Raw genomic sequence first — 15,209 nt, forward strand, 5'->3', positions numbered from 1 at the left:
CGTTGGTCGTGGCGGCGTCATCCCGCCAGCTGCGCCGTCAGCCACGCGGCCAGCGCATCGACCCGCGGATCGGCCGCACCCTCCGGCGTCGCCAGTACCCAGAACCCCCCGGTGGCCCCGAAGCCCCACGGGGCCAGCAGCCGGCCGGCGGCCAGCTCATCGGCCACCAGCGGCTCCGGTGCGATCGCCACGCCCAGTCCGGCTACCGCTGCTTCCAGCAGGTAATACAGATGCTCGAAGCCACTGCCCAGCTGCAGCTGGGCCGGCTCCAGCCCATGCGACAGTGCCCAGGCCGGCCACGCCTGCGGGCGTGAGGTCGTATGCAGCAGCGATTCGCCCAACAAGGAGGAGGGCGGCTGATGCGCCAGCCGCGCCGCGGCCGGGTGCTGCGGACTCACCACCACGCCCACCCGCTCTGGCGCCAGTTCGCGCACCTGCCAGCCGCGTGGCCACGGCGGCTGGGCGAGCAGCAGGACCGCATCCAGGCCCTGCTGCTCGGCGGTGAAGCTCCCGTCCTGGGCGGACCAATGCAGCGGCAGCTGGGGCAGGGCGCTCTGCAGCGCCTGCAGACGGGGAATCATCCAGCGCGCCAGGATGCTGCCGCTGCAGCCGAGCACCAACGCTTCGGGCCGCTGTTGCCGCTTGAGCGCCACCACCGCCTCGCGGATCTGGTCGAAGGCGCCTGTGCAGGCGGCCTGCAGATCCTCACCAGCGCGGGTCAGGCGCAGCCCACGCCCTTCGCGCTGGAACAGCACGACACCCAGGTGCTCCTCCAGCAGGCGCAGTTGGCGGCTGATCGCGCCATGGGTGACATGCAGTGCCTCCGCCGCACGGCCAACCCCGCCCAGCCGGGCCGCCGCTTCAAAGCTGCGCAGCGCATTGAGCGGGGGCAGCGGTCCGTCGGTCATGTGAGTTTTCCTGACAGGTCGTGGGAGATATTATCGATATTCCTGTCATGACAGGTGCGTTAAATTGGCAGCCTGTCTCCACCGGCTGTCGCGCTATGTCTGCTTCCCCCGTCTCCCCCATCGTCGATTTCCACGCCTACCCCGATGCCAACGGCCATTTCGGCCGCTACGGCGGGAGTTTCGTCGCCGAAACCCTGATCGGGCCGTTGCAGGAGCTGGCAGCGGCCTACGACGAGGCGCGCCGCGATCCGGCCTTCATCGCCGCCTACGACAAGGACCTGACCCACTACGTGGGCCGTCCCAGCCCGATCTATCACGCCGAGCGCCTCAGCCAGCAGGTGGGCGGCGCGCAGATCCTGCTCAAGCGCGAGGACCTGAACCACACCGGCGCGCACAAGATCAACAACACCATCGGCCAGGCGCTGCTCGCCGCGCGGATGGGCAAGACGCGCATCATCGCCGAGACCGGCGCCGGCCAGCACGGCGTGGCCAGTGCCACCGTGGCCGCCCGCCTGGGCCTGGAATGCGTGGTGTACATGGGCGCCACCGACATCGAACGGCAGAAGATCAACGTCTACCGCATGAAGCTGCTCGGGGCGACGGTGGTGCCGGTCACCTCCGGCTCGGCCACGCTCAAGGATGCACTCAACGAAGCGATGCGCGACTGGGTCACCAACGTGCGCGACACCTTCTACATCATCGGCACCGTCGCCGGCCCGGACCCGTACCCGCGCATGGTGCGTGACTTCAACGCCATCGTCGGCCGCGAAGCGCGCGCGCAGATGCTGACCGACTACGGCCGCCTGCCCGATGCGATCACCGCCTGCGTCGGTGGCGGCAGCAACGCAATCGGTCTGTTCCATGCCTTCCTCAACGACCGCGACGTGCGCATCGTCGGCGCCGAAGCCGCCGGCGACGGCATCGAGACCGGGCGCCATGCTGCTTCCATCGCGGCCGGTCGTCCGGGCGTGCTGCACGGCAACCGCACCTATGTGATCTGCGACGACGACGGCCAGATCACCGAGACCCATTCGGTCTCGGCCGGCCTGGATTATCCGGGCGTCGGCCCGGAGCATGCGTTCCTGGCCGATGCCGGCCGCGCCGAGTATGTCGGTATCACCGATGACGAAGCGCTGGCCGCGTTCCATCAACTGGCGCATAGCGAAGGCATCCTGGCCGCGCTGGAATCCAGTCATGCGGTGGCCCAGGCGATCAAGATCGCGCGCGATCTGCCGCGCGACAAGCTGGTGCTGTGCAACCTGTCCGGCCGTGGCGACAAGGACGTACACACCATCGCTGCCCGGGAGGGTCTGGTGCTGTGAATCCGCTGCTGCGCCAGGGAAGTGCGCTGCTGATGGTGGTCGGCCTGACCGGATGTACGCCTCCGGACCCGCCGGTGCTGCCCGCGCCGGCCGCACCGGTCGGTGCAGTGGCGCCGGCGCGCGAGTCGGCCAGCAATGACGATGACATCGCCAACCGCCCGATCGAGGACGCGCCGGAGCCGCCCAAGGCTGCCGATCTGCCCGCTGCGGATGACACTGCGCCGTCGGTGGTCTCGGTCGCGCTGGATCATGCCGGCGATGTGCTCATCGGGCAGCGCTTCACCGAGCTCGCCGCCGATGGCCCGTGGCATTCGGCCGGCCTGAGCGAAGGCGAGCCCAACGGCGCCTGCGAGTACTACGAGCGTGGCAACCTGCCCGAAGGCGTGTCGATGATGGTCGAGGACGACCACGTGCAGCGCTTCGAGCTGGCCCCGATCGAGGAGTCCTACGAGGCGATCACCCAGCCGGGGCCGTTCGGGCTGCGCCTCGGCATGACGTTGGATGAGGCGCTCAAGCGCCTGCCGACCGGCAGCACCCGCGCGCCGCATGCCTATGACCCGGAAACGGGCGAATACCTGACCTGGCAGGACCCCGGTTCGGATCTGGCGATCCGGCTGGAGATCTTCGACGGGGTGATATCGAAGCTGTACTGGGGCGCCAGTGGCGCCGTTGAACTGATTGAAGGATGTGCCTGAGATGTCCGTGGACCGTATCGATGCCTGTTTTGCCCGCCTGCGCGATGAACGTCGCAAGGCGCTGATCCCCTTCATCACCGCCGGCGATCCGGGCCTGGAGGCCACCGTGCCGGTCATGCATGCACTGGCCGCGGCCGGCGCGGACGTGATCGAGCTCGGGGTGCCGTTCTCCGACCCGATGGCCGACGGCCCGACCATCCAGCGCAGCTCCGAGCGTGCGCTGGCGCGTGGGGCAGGGCTGCGCTATGTGCTGGAGACCGTCGCTGCCTTCCGCAAGGACGACGCCATTACGCCGGTGGTGCTGATGGGCTACCTCAACCCGATCGAGATCCATGGCACGGCCCGCTTCGCACAGTCCGCCATTGCCGCGGGCGTTGACGGCATCCTGCTGGTCGATCTGCCGCCGGAAGAAGCGGCCGAAACCCGTGAGATCTTCACCGCGGCCGGCCTGGCGCTGATCCTGCTGGCCTCGCCGACGACCGCTGACGCGCGACTGGATACGCTGTCCGCGATGGCGCAGGGCTACCTGTATTACGTCAGCTTCGCCGGCGTGACCGGCGCATCCGATCGCCTGGACAGCAGTGCCGCCGGTGCCCGCCTGCGCGACCTGCGCCGCCGCTCCAGCGTACCGGTGGTGGCCGGCTTCGGGATCAAGGATGCGGCCAGTGCCGCGGCCATGGCCGTGGAGGCCGATGGCGTGGTGGTGGGCAGTGCGCTGGTGGCTGCACTGGGTGAGGCGCCCGACGCCACGGCTGCGGCAGCAACCGCGCAGGCATTCCTCACGCCGCTGCGACGCGCGCTCGACGCCGCCCGAGGCTCCTAAACGTACGTACCAGAATGGTTTACGCCAGCCCCCCGGCAACCGCCGGGGGGTGCCCGAGCATGGAAACGGTGAGCTAGACTGTCCGCCTTTGCGGCCCCCGGGCCGCCCTGAACGGAAGTAGCATCCCGCATGAGTTGGCTCAGCAAGTTGATGCCGTCTGGCATCCGCACCGACAACGTCCCCAGCAAAAAGCGCAGCGTCCCCGAGGGCCTGTGGGAGAAGTGCAGCAGCTGCGGCAGCGCGCTCTACCGTCCTGAGCTGGAAGAGAACCTGGAAGTCTGCCCCAAGTGTGGCCACCACATGGCCATCCGCGCGCGTGCGCGCCTGGCCGCGCTGTTCGATGCGGACAGCACCACCGAGATCGGTGCGCGCCTGGGGCCGACGGACCTGCTCAAGTTCAAGGACCAGAAGAAGTACAGCGAGCGCATCAAGGCCTCGCAGAAAAACACCGGCGAGTACGACGCGCTGATCGCCATGCAGGGCCTGATGAAGGGCCGCCCGCTGGTCGCCTCGGCCTTCGATTTCGCCTTCATGGGCGGCTCGATGGGCTCGGTGGTCGGTGAGCGTTTCTCGCTGGCCGCGGAAAAAGCGCTGGAGATCGGCGCGCCCTACGTGTGCTTCTCCGCCAGTGGCGGCGCGCGCATGCAGGAAGGCCTGTTCTCACTGATGCAGATGGCCAAGACCTCGGCCGCGCTGGGTCGCCTGCGCGATGCCGGCCTGCCGTACATCTCGGTGCTGACCCATCCGACCACCGGCGGCGTGTCGGCCTCGTTCGCGATGCTGGGCGATATCAACATCGCCGAGCCGCAGGCACTGATCGGCTTCGCCGGCCCGCGCGTGATCGAGCAGACCGTGCGCGAAAAGCTGCCCGAAGGCTTCCAGCGTTCGGAGTTCCTGCTCGAGCACGGTGCGATCGATCAGATCTGCGACCGCCGCCAGATGCGCGACCGCCTGTCGGAAATCCTCGCCATGCTGGCGCGTCAGCCCGCACCCGCACCGGATGCGGCGGCCTGATGGCGTCGCGCAAGTATTTCGGCACCGACGGCATCCGCGGCAAGGTCGGTGAGGGCGTCATCTCCGCCGATTTCGTGCTGCGCCTGGGCAATGCGCTCGGGCGTGCGCTGACCGAGCGCAACGGGCACCGCCCGGTGGTGGTGATCGGCAAGGACACCCGTATCTCCGGCTACATGTTCGAAGCCGCACTGGAAGCCGGGCTGGTCGCCGCCGGCGCCGATGTGCAGCTGCTCGGCCCGATGCCGACGCCGGCGGTGGCCTTCCTCACCCGCACCCTCGGTGCGGATGCGGGCATCGTCATCAGCGCCTCGCACAACCCGCACTACGACAACGGCATCAAGTTCTTCTCCGCCGATGGCGAGAAGCTCGATGACGCCACCGAGCTGGCGCTGGAAGCCGCGCTCGATGCGCCGTTCACCACGGTCGAGTCCGAGCGGCTGGGCAAGGCCATGCGTGCCCGCGATGCGGTCGGTCGCTACATCGAATTCTGCAAGGCCAGCGTGCCGCGCGGGTTCGATCTGCGTGGGCTGAAGATTGTGCTCGACTGCGCGCATGGCGCCACCTACCACGTCGCCCCGCTGCTGTTCCGCGAGATGGGCGCGGAGGTGATCAGCATCGGCGATGCGCCCAACGGTCTGAACATCAACGATGGCGTCGGCTCGATGCACATCGACAATCTCGCGGCGAAAGTGCGCGAGGTCGGCGCCGATTTCGGTATCGCCTTCGACGGCGATGGCGACCGCGTGCTGATGGCCGATGACCAGGGCAATCCGGTGGATGGCGATGACCTGCTGTTCGTGCTGGCCCAGGCCTGGCAGCGCAGCGGTCGCCTGCATGGCCCCGTGGTCGGTACGCTGATGACCAACTTCGGCCTGGAGCAGGCGCTGGAGCGGCTGAACATTCCGTTCCAGCGCAGCAACGTCGGCGACCGCTATGTGCATCAGGCCCTGGTCGAAAACAACGGCGTGCTCGGCGGCGAAGCCTCCGGCCACCTGCTGTGCCTGGATCGCGCCACCACCGGTGATGCGATCGTCAGTGCGCTGCAGGTGCTGGAAGTGCTGCGCCGTGATGGCACCTCCCTGCGCCAGGTGCTGTCGGTGCTCAACAAGGTGCCGCAGAAGACCGTCAACGTGCGCCTGCAGGGCGCGGCCAAGGCCACCGTGCAGGCCGGGAGCGTGCAGGCCGCGCTGGCGGCTGCGCAGCAGGCAGTGAAGGGTCGCGGTCGTGCGTTCCTGCGCCCGTCGGGCACTGAGCCGGTGGTACGTGTCACCGTCGAGGCGGACAGCGCCGAGCTGATGCAATCCACGCTGGACAGCCTCTCGGCGGCGGTGAAGGCGGCTGCCGCGGCCTGAGCCGGGTAGTGAGGCCAGAAACTGAAAACTGAAAACGCCCCGGGGAACCGGGGCGTTTTCGTTGCAGCGCGGGAGTCCGTTACGGCCCTGCCACCATCTTCTTTTTCTTTGCCTTGAAGCGGTTGAACAGCGGCGCGATCAGCGGGTGGTAGCTGTAGGCGATGCGCTTGCGCAGCCAGCTGGCCGGGCGGTCGCGGATCGCGAACCGGTAGATGTGTTCCGGGTCTCCCCCGACCACGTTGCGGCCGAACGGATGGGTGGTATGCAGGTACTTGAAGCCGTTGGCCCGTGCGATCTGCACGTAGTCCTCGTCGAAATCCCCGTACGGCCAGCACAGCGTGTCCGAGACTTCACCCAACTGCTGCTGCAGCACGTCGCGCGCCACCGAGAGGTCGCCGCTGATGCCCTGGCGCTTGTGCTCGCGGGAGATGTCCTGCTTGAGCCAGCGCGTATGCGTGTGCGTGTGGCAGTGCACCTCGAAGGTGCCGGCGGCGATCATCGCGCGCGCCTCGCTCCAGCGCATCATCACCTCGTCCGGGCGGTTCTCGCGCAGGATCGCCGCCTCGCAGCCGCGATGGTCCGGCGTCGCGGGCAGGGCGGCACCGGGCTGGCCCGCATGCGCGCGGACATCGCCTTCGCCCATCCAGCCGGTGACCACGAACACCACCGCGTGCATCCCGTACTTGGCCAGGATCGGGTGCGCGTACACCCAGTTGTCCAGATAGCCGTCATCGAAGGTGATCACGATCGATTTGGCCGGCGTCGGTTTGCCCGCCAGGAAATCCGCATACTGATCCAGCGTCAGCGAGGTCCAGCCGTTGGCGGCGAGCCAGGCGATCTGGCTTTCGAAGTTCGCCGGCGACACCGTGATCATTCCGGGAGACGGCGAGACGTGGTGGTGCATCAGCACCGGGACGGATCTAGCGGTGGCCATGGCCCAGTTCCTTCAACCACTGGTGATAATAGAATTCGGTCGCTTCAGTGTGACCGGTCGGGGTGAAGCGGTGTGCGCTGCGCATCCATTCCCAGCCGGCCAGGCCCATCTGCTGGCGGCGGTCAGGCTGCTCGATCAGGGTGCGCAGTGCGTTGGTCAACGCAGTCTGATCGCCCAGTGGTGCGAGCAGGGCATTGCTGCCTTCCACCACCATTTCCGGCACGCCACCGACGCGCGTGGCGACGATCGGCACGCCGACATAGGCCGCTTCCAGGAACACCGTGCCAGCGGCTTCCTTGTGCGTGGCGAGCGCGAAGATATCGAAGCCGGTCATCAGCCGGCAAGCACCCTGGCGGTAGCCCAGCAGATGCACCTGCGCGGCAATGCCGAGCTGCTCGCGAAGTCCGATCAGGCGATCCATCACCGGCTGCCCGTCGCCGACGATCACCAGCTGGACGCGCGGGTTGGCGCGGCACAGCGGTGCCATCGCCTGCAGCAGTTCCAGGTGACCCTTGGGCTCGCGCAGGACGGCGACGCAGCCGACCACGATCTGTTCGTCATCGAAGCCCAGCTCCGCGCGCACGTCCGCGCGGGTGTCCTGCAGGCACTGCCAGGGATCGCGCTTGGCGATCTGCGACCACTGCGGCGGCACCGCGATCGGTGGGACGATGCCGACGTGTGCCTCCTCGATGCCGCGGCTGACCATCAGCCTCTTGACGAAGCTGCTGACGGTCATCACCCGATGGGGCAGGCCGGTATAGGTCAGCAGCGAGTTGATCGGGCTCATCAGATGGCGAGAGCGCACCACCAGCGGCGTCCCGCCCAGCCGGGCACCGGCGGCGGCGATCAGGCTGTCGCGGCGGCTGGTGGTGTTGACCACATCGTAGCCATGGCGCCGCACCAGGCGCGAGACCGACCAGATGCCGCGCAGCATGCGCAACAGGCCGCCCATTTTCAGCGCGTGGACGGTGAAGCCGGCTTCGCGCGCCATCTCCCCCAGGCGGGCGCCGGGCTGGCAGAGCAGGGAGACCTCGTGGCCGCGGTCGCGCATGGCCAGCATGTGGCGGTAGATGTAAATCTCCTGCCCACCAAAACCCTTGGCGGCTTCCGTATGGAGAATTTTCAGTGGCGCGTTCATCGTTGGACGATCCATGTGTAAAAAAGCGCCCGCACTGCGCGAGCGGCTGTCGTTGTTGCCTGCGGGTCGCGCCAGCGCATCCGATGCGCTGTGCAGTGCCGTGGGTTTGGGGTAGTTCGGGTGGCCGGGCACGGTCTCACCATTGCTGGCGTGAGCCGGCACAACGCCATCGGCGATGAGGGGGAGAACAGGGGCATCCATGAGGCGGATCGGGCGACGCAAGGAGTAATGGGGGCGTCGCCTGGGCGTCGCCGGTGGCCCGTTCTGGCCGTCTGGGCGCGCGCATTGTATCGGTTTGTATCAATGTATCGGTGGCGGGGTTGGCCCGATCTGGCACAATGTTCAGCCGGGCCACAGCTGGCCCACCGACCACATGAACAAGCAGGAATCGCTGTGAGCCAGATCCCCACCCTCGACATCACCCGTTTTGACACCGACCGCGACGCGTTCGTGGCCGAGCTGGGTGCGGCCTACCGCGAATGGGGCTTTGCTGGCATCCGCAACCACGGCATCCCGCAGGCTGACATCGACGCCGCCTATGAGGTCTTCAAAGCCTTCTTCGCGCTGCCGGAAGAGACCAAGCGCCAGTACCACGTGCCCGGCAGCGGCGGCGCGCGCGGCTACACCGCCTTCGGCGTGGAGACGGCCAAGGGCTCGCAGCACTTCGATCTGAAGGAGTTCTGGCACATCGGTCGCGAGATTCCGGACGACTCCAAATACCGTGACGTGATGGCCCCGAACCTGTGGCCGAGCGAGGTCCCGGGCTTCCGCGAGCGTGGCTACGGCATCTACCAGGCCCTGGACACGCTGGGTTCGCGCGTCCTGTCGGCCCTGGCCCTGCACATTGGCCTGCCGGAGGATTTCTTCGCGGACAAGACCAACAACGGCAACTCGATCCTGCGTCCGATCCATTACCCGCCGATCACCGCGGACAACATCCCGAACGTGCGCGCCGGTGCCCATGGCGACATCAACTTCATCACGCTGCTGGTCGGCGCCAGCGCGGCCGGCCTGGAAGTGCAGTCGCATGAAGGCAAGTGGGTGCCGTTCACCTCGGACGCGGACACCATCGTGGTCAACATCGGCGACATGCTGCAGCGCCTGACCAACCACGTGTACCCGTCGACGATCCACCGTGTGGTCAATCCCCCGGGCGAGCAAGCGCGCCAGCCGCGTTATTCGGTGCCGTTCTTCCTGCACCCGAACCCGGATTTCCTGATCGACGTGCTGCCGACCTGCATCACCCCGGAAAACCCGAGCCGCTACCCGGAGCCGATCACCGCCCACGGCTTCCTCGAAGAGCGCCTGCGCGAGATCAAGCTGAAGTAAGCCACGAAGGCCGCCGAAAGGCGGCCTTCTTCATTCGGCGTAGTGCCGGCCGCTGGCCGGCTCCAGACAATGCTGGCCCGGCTGCATTCGGCTATTCGCTGCCCCGTGTAGGGCGAGCACTGCCATGCCCAACCGGGACGCGCCGTAAACCCGTCCCTGGGGGCTCGACGTGCGCCATCCATGGCGCCCGACGGTCCCGGCTGGGCATGGCAGCGCTCGCCCCCGACAGATTGCCTCGGCGGAGGGCGGGGCAGGGCAGCCTCAAATCCGATCCGGCGCTTTGTAGCTGTCCCATGCAAGCCGACACACTGTCAGAGGGTGGGCGTGGGTGGGTTGGCGGGACCGTTATGCGCCATGGATGGCGCATATCGAGCCCCCATGGACGGGTTTACGGCGTGTCCCGCCAACCCACCCACGCCCGCCCAGTCCGGGCACGTCCACCGGCCCCGTCGCCCTTGCTTTTGACTTGGGGCCGCAGCGAAAAATAAATATCCAATTGAAATGTAAGCGTTTTCCCGCCAACGCCATTTCGTTGCATCCGTTATCATGGCCGGCTGATACCCAAAGGAGCCCCCGCCATGCGCCGCAAGATCGTCGCCGGTAACTGGAAGCTGCACGGCAGCCGCCAATTCGCCACCGACCTGGTCAGTGACCTGGTTGCCGACCTCCCACTGCAGGGCGTCGAAGTCGTGGTCCTGCCGCCGCTCCCGTATCTGGGCGAACTGGTCGAAGCCTTCGAAGGGCGGGCCGTCGCCTTCGGCTCCCAGGACGTCAGCAGCAACGAAAAGGGCGCCTACACCGGCGAAGTGTCGGCCACCATGCTGGCTGAAGTCGGTGCCCGCTACGGCCTGGTCGGCCACTCCGAACGCCGCCAGTACCACGCCGAAAGCAGTGAACTGGTCGCCCGCAAGTTCGCCGCCGCCCTGCATGCCGGCCTGACCCCCATCCTGTGCGTGGGCGAAACCCTCGAGCAGCGTGAGGCCAATCAGACCGAGGCGGTCATCGCCGCCCAGCTCGGTCCGGTGCTGGAGCTGGTGGGCGCCGCCGGCTTCGCCCACGCCGTGGTCGCCTATGAGCCGGTCTGGGCCATCGGTACCGGCCGGACCGCCTCCAAGGAGCAGGCCCAGCAGGTCCACGCGTTCATCCGTGGCGAAGTGGCCAAGCTCGATGCTAGAATTGCGGATTCACTGTCGATCCTCTATGGCGGCAGCGTGAAGCCCGACAACGCCGCGGAACTGTTCGCACAGCCCGATGTCGATGGTGGGCTGGTGGGCGGCGCCTCCCTGGTGGCCGCGGACTTCCTTGCCATCGCTGCCGCGGCGGCGGGGCGCTAATTAGTTACGTTGTCGGCCCAACCGCCGGCACGACATGTCCGAGGACGGATTCGAAATGCTGATGTTGATCCTCAATGTGGTCTACGTGCTGGTCGCAGTGGCCATGATCGCGCTCATCCTGATGCAGCGTGGTTCCGGCGCGGCCGCAGGGTCGGGTTTCGGTGCCGGCGCCTCGGGCACTGTGTTCGGCGCGCGTGGCGCGTCCAACTTCCTGTCCAAGTCGACCAAGTGGCTGGCCGTGGTGTTCTTCGGCATCAGCCTCTTCATGGCCTGGTACGCCAGCCATGGCTCGCGCCCGGCGGCGCAGCAGGATCTGGGTCTGATGTCGGCGCCGGCCGCCACTGCGCCGGCCGCACCGGCAGGCGAGCTTCCGGCCGTGCCCAAGGCCCCGGAAACCCCGGTGCAGCAGCCTGTTCCGTCGGCCACTGTGCCGGCTCAGGCGGAAACTCCGAAATCTGGTGAAGAAAAGCCTTCGGAAGGCACCCAGACTCGCTGAAGACGGTTACAATATGCGGCGCACTGGAGAACAACCGGTGCGATCGTAAGCCCAGGTGGCGGAATTGGTAGACGCACTACCTTGAGGTGGTAGCGACGAGAGTCGTAGGGGTTCGAGTCCCCTCTTGGGCACCATTTGTTTGTAAGCGGGTTCGTCTGGCGCGCAAAGCGCCAGGTAGCGGTATCCGTCCACTCCCCCATGCCAAAGCGCCTGCAGGCGCAGCGGCAGAGGCAAGAGAGAATCGCTGTGCTGGCCGAATATTTGCCGTCTCTGCTGTTTCTGATCGTTGCCACCGGTATCGGCGTTGCGCTGATGCTGGTTGGCCGATTCCTCGGTCCCCGACGTCCTGATCTGAAAAAGCTCTCGCCGTACGAATGCGGCTTCGAGGCTTTCGAGGACGCGCGCATGAAGTTCGATGTGCGCTACTACCTGATCGCGATTCAGTTCATCGTATTTGATCTGGAAATCATCTTCATCGTGCCGTGGACCCAGGTCTTCATGGAACTGGGCGCACGTTCGCTGGTCACGATGGGCCTCTTCGTAGGCATGCTTTTCCTCGGTTTCATTTACGTCTGGAAGAAGGGAGCGCTGGAATGGGAGTAATTCAGACGCTCGACGGCCTGATGAACAACCCGGTCCCGGAAGGGCGGGTCGATGACATCCTGCGCCCCGAAGGCGACAACCCCCTGCTCGAAAAGGGCTACGTGACCACCAGCGTCGATGCGCTGTTGAATTGGGCGCGTACCGGTTCGATGTGGCCGATGACCTTTGGTCTGGCCTGCTGTGCAGTGGAAATGATGCACGCCGGTGCGGCGCGTCTGGATCTTGACCGTTACGGTGTGGTGTTCCGCCCGTCGCCGCGTCAGTCCGACGTGATGATCGTGGCCGGCACCCTGGTCAACAAGATGGCTCCGGCCCTGCGCAAGGTCTATGACCAGATGCCGGACCCGAAGTGGGTCATCTCGATGGGCAGCTGCGCCAATGGTGGCGGCTACTACCACTACTCCTATGCAGTAGTGCGTGGCTGTGACCGCGTGGTGCCGGTGGACATCTATGTCCCCGGCTGCCCACCTACCGCCGAAGCGCTGGTGTACGGGATCCTGCAGTTGCAGAAGAAGATCTGGCGTACGCAGACCATCGCCCGCTGACATATCCCTCCTGACAAGAGCACGCCAAGCCCCCATGGCAGAGCAAGCACATTCCTTCATCGACCGACTTTCCGCACGTTTCGCAGGTGCGCAGGTCTTCGTGGTCGAACCCCGCGGCGAAGTGACGCTGGAAGTGCCCGCCGCTGACTGGCATGCCACCGCTCTGGCGCTGCGCGACGAATTCGGTTTCGAGCAGGCGGTCGACCTGTGCGGCCTGGACTACCTCGGCTATGGCAGCGACGAATGGGATACGGCCGATGTGTCGTCCCAGGGTTTCAGCCGTGGCGTGGAGGGCAAGTCCGTCGGTCGTTTCGCCTGGGGTGAATTCCCCACCCGCGAAACCAGCGATGGCGCCCAGCCGCAGCCGATCCCGCTGCAGCGTTTCGCCGTGGTTACCCAGCTGCGTTCCTACCAGCACAACCTCACCATGCGCATCCGTTGCTTTGCGCCGAACGAGGAGCTGCCGGTGGTCGCGTCGCTGACCAACATCTGGCCGGGCCTGAACTGGTTCGAGCGCGAAGCGTTCGATCTGTTCGGCGTGATCTTCGAAGGTCACCCGGACCTGCGCCGGATCCTGACCGACTACGGTTTCGTCGGCCACCCGTTCCGCAAGGATTTCCCGCTGATCGGCAACGTCGAAGTGCGCTACGACGAAGAGAAGCAGCGCGTGATCTACGAGCCGGTGACCTCGGTCGAGCCGCGCGTCGGCGTGCCGCGTGTCATCCGTGACGACGCCCGTTTCCAGACCGCTGCCGGCGAAAGCGCGCAGACGGAGGCAAGCAAGTGAGTGAATTCCACCAGGCCAGCCAGGCCTTTGCGAGCAATCCAGCCGAACTCCGGCAGGAGATCCGCAACTACACGATGAACTTCGGCCCGCAGCATCCGGCCGCGCACGGTGTGCTGCGCCTGATCCTGGAAATGGACGGCGAAACCATCATGCGCGCGGACCCCCACGTGGGCCTGCTGCACCGTGGTACCGAAAAGCTGGCCGAGTCCAAGCCGTTCAATCAGTCGATCGGCTACATGGATCGCCTGGATTACGTGTCGATGATGTGCAACGAGCACGCCTACGTGCGCGCGATCGAGACCCTGATGGGAATCGAGGCGCCCGAGCGTGCGCAGTACATCCGCACCATGTTCGACGAAATCACCCGCATCCTGAATCACCTGATGTGGTTGGGGTCCAACGCGCTCGATCTGGGCGCGATGGCGGTCATGCTGTACGCCTTCCGCGAACGCGAAGAGCTGATGGACTGCTATGAAGCGGTCTCCGGCGCGCGCATGCACGCGGCGTACTACCGTCCGGGCGGCGTCTACCGCGACCTGCCGGACCACATGCCCAAGTACAAGGAATCGCGCTGGCACAAGGGCAAGGCCCTGAAGAACCTCAACGCCTCGCGCGAAGGTTCGCTGCTGGATTTCCTGGAGAACTTCACCGTCGAGTTCCCCAAGCGCGTGGACGAGTACGAAACCCTGCTGACCGACAACCGTATCTGGAAGCAGCGTACGGTCGGCATCGGCGTGGTCACCCCGGAACTGGCGCATGCCTGGGGCATGACCGGCGTGATGCTGCGCGGCTCGGGCATTGCCTGGGATCTGCGCAAGAAGCAGCCGTATGCCAAGTACGACGCGGTCGAGTTCGACATCCCGCTCGGCAAGGAAGGTGACTGCTACGACCGTTACCTGTGCCGCGTGGCCGAGATGCGCGAATCCAACCGCATCATCAAGCAGTGCGTGACCTGGCTGAAGGCCAACCCGGGTCCGGTCATGGTCAAGAACTTCAAGGTCGCGCCGCCCAGCCGCGAAGACATGAAGGACGACATGGAAGCGCTGATCCATCACTTCAAGCTGTTCAGTGAAGGCTACTGCGTCCCGGCCGGTGAAACCTACGCCGCCGTCGAAGCGCCCAAGGGCGAGTTCGGCTGCTACCTGATGTCCGATGGTGCCAACAAGCCGTTCCGCGTGCATCTGCGCGCGCCGGGCTTCGCCCATCTGTCTTCGATCGACTCGATCGTGCGCGGGCACATGCTCGCCGACGTGGTGGCCATGATCGGCACCTACGATCTGGTGTTCGGTGAGGTGGACCGGTGATCGCATCCGCTTGCACGACGCCTGACACCCGCCGGCTGCTGCCGGCGCTGCAGGTTCTGGTTTTTAACGATTTCGTATTCGCTGAGGTCGGCCGATGAAGGCGACAGGTAATTTCGAGGCGGCGCGCGACGTCGACCCGATGGTGGTCTTGAATGACAAGACCCGTGCGCACATCGATCACTGGCTGGCCAAGTTCCCGCCGGATCGCAAGCGCTCGGCTGTCCTGCAGGGCCTGCACGCCGCACAGGAACAGAATGCGGGCTGGCTGACCGACGAGCTGATCGCCGGCGTCGCCAAGTACCTGGATCTGCCGCCGGTGTGGGCCTACGAGGTCGCCAGCTTCTACTCGATGTTCGAACTGGAGAAGGTCGGCCGCCACAACGTCGCCTTCTGCACGAACATCAGCTGCTGGTTGAACGGTGCCGAAGACCTGGTCGCGCACGCCGAGAAGAAGCTCGGCTGCAAGACCGGTCAGTCCACCGCCGATGGCCGCATCTACCTCAAGCGCGAAGAAGAATGCCTGGCCGGTTGCGCCGGTGCGCCGATGATGGTCATCAATGGCCATTACCACGAGCGCCTGACCGTCGAGAAAGTCGACGAGCTGCTGGACGGGTTGGAGTAAGAC

General features: G+C 66.2%; 16 protein-coding genes and 1 tRNA gene. 14 read left to right on the top strand and 3 right to left on the bottom strand.

What is annotated here, in order from left to right:
* Positions 1-17 precede the first annotated feature (17 nt).
* Positions 18-908 carry a LysR family transcriptional regulator gene (locus tag EDF74_RS13800; protein WP_123730626.1) on the bottom strand — a complete coding sequence of 297 codons (891 nt, stop codon included), beginning with the start codon at positions 906-908 and terminating at the stop codon, positions 18-20.
* Positions 909-1,003: 95 nt separating this feature from the next.
* Here EDF74_RS13800 and trpB point away from each other — a divergent pair, with 95 nt between their 5' ends.
* The 5 genes from trpB (at position 1,004) to glmM (ending at position 6,114) form a co-directional block, all read left to right on the top strand.
* Positions 1,004-2,230, top strand: a complete 1,227-nt coding sequence (trpB, locus tag EDF74_RS13805) for a tryptophan synthase subunit beta (protein ID WP_123730627.1) — start codon at positions 1,004-1,006, stop codon at positions 2,228-2,230.
* Positions 2,227-2,925: a hypothetical protein gene (locus EDF74_RS13810; protein WP_123730628.1), complete on the top strand. Its 699-nt coding sequence runs from the start codon at positions 2,227-2,229 to the stop codon at positions 2,923-2,925. Before trpB ends, EDF74_RS13810 begins: the two co-directional genes overlap by 4 nt.
* 1 nt (position 2,926) lies before the next feature.
* Positions 2,927-3,748, top strand: coding sequence for a tryptophan synthase subunit alpha (trpA, locus tag EDF74_RS13815; RefSeq protein WP_123730629.1), 822 nt, complete (start codon positions 2,927-2,929; stop codon positions 3,746-3,748).
* Positions 3,749-3,877: 129 nt separating this feature from the next.
* Entirely contained in the window at positions 3,878-4,762 is an 885-nt protein-coding gene (accD, locus tag EDF74_RS13820; protein ID WP_123730630.1) for an acetyl-CoA carboxylase, carboxyltransferase subunit beta, read from the top strand.
* Complete coding sequence (glmM, locus tag EDF74_RS13825; RefSeq protein ID WP_123730631.1) at positions 4,762-6,114, top strand: phosphoglucosamine mutase; 1,353 nt, start codon at positions 4,762-4,764, stop codon at positions 6,112-6,114. The genes accD and glmM overlap by 1 nt, the downstream gene beginning before the upstream one ends.
* A gap of 79 nt (positions 6,115-6,193) precedes the next feature.
* Here glmM and EDF74_RS13830 read toward each other — a convergent pair whose 3' ends face one another.
* Positions 6,194-7,048 (bottom strand): polysaccharide deacetylase family protein, encoded by an 855-nt coding sequence (locus EDF74_RS13830; RefSeq protein WP_123730632.1) that lies wholly within the window; start codon positions 7,046-7,048, stop codon positions 6,194-6,196.
* Complete coding sequence (locus EDF74_RS13835; protein WP_123730633.1) at positions 7,035-8,186, bottom strand: glycosyltransferase family 4 protein; 1,152 nt, start codon at positions 8,184-8,186, stop codon at positions 7,035-7,037. The genes EDF74_RS13830 and EDF74_RS13835 overlap by 14 nt, the downstream gene beginning before the upstream one ends.
* Before the next feature lie 393 nt (positions 8,187-8,579).
* On the opposite strand from EDF74_RS13835, the gene EDF74_RS13840 reads away from it, so the two are divergent.
* The 9 genes from EDF74_RS13840 to nuoE all read left to right on the top strand — a co-directional run bounded on the left by EDF74_RS13840 (position 8,580) and on the right by nuoE (position 15,206).
* Positions 8,580-9,515, top strand: coding sequence for an isopenicillin N synthase family dioxygenase (locus EDF74_RS13840; protein WP_123730634.1), 936 nt, complete (start codon positions 8,580-8,582; stop codon positions 9,513-9,515).
* A 578-nt stretch (positions 9,516-10,093) separates the two neighbouring features.
* Positions 10,094-10,849, top strand: coding sequence for a triose-phosphate isomerase (gene tpiA, locus EDF74_RS13845; RefSeq protein ID WP_123730635.1), 756 nt, complete (start codon positions 10,094-10,096; stop codon positions 10,847-10,849).
* A gap of 55 nt (positions 10,850-10,904) precedes the next feature.
* Complete coding sequence (gene secG / locus EDF74_RS13850; RefSeq protein WP_123730889.1) at positions 10,905-11,345, top strand: preprotein translocase subunit SecG; 441 nt, start codon at positions 10,905-10,907, stop codon at positions 11,343-11,345.
* Positions 11,346-11,394: 49 nt separating this feature from the next.
* A tRNA-Leu gene (locus tag EDF74_RS13855) sits at positions 11,395-11,479 on the top strand.
* Positions 11,480-11,591: 112 nt separating this feature from the next.
* The gene (locus EDF74_RS13860; RefSeq protein ID WP_026069699.1) at positions 11,592-11,948 is read left to right on the top strand and encodes an NADH-quinone oxidoreductase subunit A; all 357 of its coding nucleotides are present in this window, start codon (positions 11,592-11,594) and stop codon (positions 11,946-11,948) included.
* Positions 11,939-12,493 carry a NuoB/complex I 20 kDa subunit family protein gene (locus EDF74_RS13865; RefSeq protein ID WP_019182677.1) on the top strand — a complete coding sequence of 185 codons (555 nt, stop codon included), beginning with the start codon at positions 11,939-11,941 and terminating at the stop codon, positions 12,491-12,493. The genes EDF74_RS13860 and EDF74_RS13865 overlap by 10 nt, the downstream gene beginning before the upstream one ends.
* A gap of 34 nt (positions 12,494-12,527) precedes the next feature.
* Positions 12,528-13,280, top strand: coding sequence for an NADH-quinone oxidoreductase subunit C (locus EDF74_RS13870; RefSeq protein ID WP_121038427.1), 753 nt, complete (start codon positions 12,528-12,530; stop codon positions 13,278-13,280).
* Positions 13,277-14,584, top strand: coding sequence for an NADH-quinone oxidoreductase subunit D (locus EDF74_RS13875; RefSeq protein ID WP_121038424.1), 1,308 nt, complete (start codon positions 13,277-13,279; stop codon positions 14,582-14,584). Before EDF74_RS13870 ends, EDF74_RS13875 begins: the two co-directional genes overlap by 4 nt.
* Positions 14,585-14,678: 94 nt before the next feature.
* Positions 14,679-15,206, top strand: a complete 528-nt coding sequence (gene nuoE, locus EDF74_RS13880; protein ID WP_121038421.1) for an NADH-quinone oxidoreductase subunit NuoE — start codon at positions 14,679-14,681, stop codon at positions 15,204-15,206.
* The last annotated feature ends 3 nt before the right edge of the window (positions 15,207-15,209 follow it).

The organism is Stenotrophomonas rhizophila (assembly GCF_003751305.1).
Lineage (GTDB): Bacteria > Pseudomonadota > Gammaproteobacteria > Xanthomonadales > Xanthomonadaceae > Stenotrophomonas > Stenotrophomonas rhizophila_B.

Bases quoted from the DNA above. Each gene is read 5' to 3' on its own strand.
- EDF74_RS13800 (WP_123730626.1), bottom strand. From the start codon at position 908: ATGACCGACGGACCGCTGCCCCCGCTCAATGCGCTGCGCAGCTTTGAA.
- trpB (WP_123730627.1), top strand. From the start codon at position 1,004: ATGTCTGCTTCCCCCGTCTCCCCCATCGTCGATTTCCACGCCTACCCC.
- trpA (WP_123730629.1), top strand. From the start codon at position 2,927: ATGTCCGTGGACCGTATCGATGCCTGTTTTGCCCGCCTGCGCGATGAA.
- accD (WP_123730630.1), top strand. From the start codon at position 3,878: ATGAGTTGGCTCAGCAAGTTGATGCCGTCTGGCATCCGCACCGACAAC.
- glmM (WP_123730631.1), top strand. From the start codon at position 4,762: ATGGCGTCGCGCAAGTATTTCGGCACCGACGGCATCCGCGGCAAGGTC.
- EDF74_RS13830 (WP_123730632.1), bottom strand. From the start codon at position 7,048: ATGGCCACCGCTAGATCCGTCCCGGTGCTGATGCACCACCACGTCTCG.
- EDF74_RS13835 (WP_123730633.1), bottom strand. From the start codon at position 8,186: ATGAACGCGCCACTGAAAATTCTCCATACGGAAGCCGCCAAGGGTTTT.
- tpiA (WP_123730635.1), top strand. From the start codon at position 10,094: ATGCGCCGCAAGATCGTCGCCGGTAACTGGAAGCTGCACGGCAGCCGC.
- secG (WP_123730889.1), top strand. From the start codon at position 10,905: ATGCTGATGTTGATCCTCAATGTGGTCTACGTGCTGGTCGCAGTGGCC.
- EDF74_RS13865 (WP_019182677.1), top strand. From the start codon at position 11,939: ATGGGAGTAATTCAGACGCTCGACGGCCTGATGAACAACCCGGTCCCG.
- EDF74_RS13870 (WP_121038427.1), top strand. From the start codon at position 12,528: ATGGCAGAGCAAGCACATTCCTTCATCGACCGACTTTCCGCACGTTTC.
- nuoE (WP_121038421.1), top strand. From the start codon at position 14,679: ATGAAGGCGACAGGTAATTTCGAGGCGGCGCGCGACGTCGACCCGATG.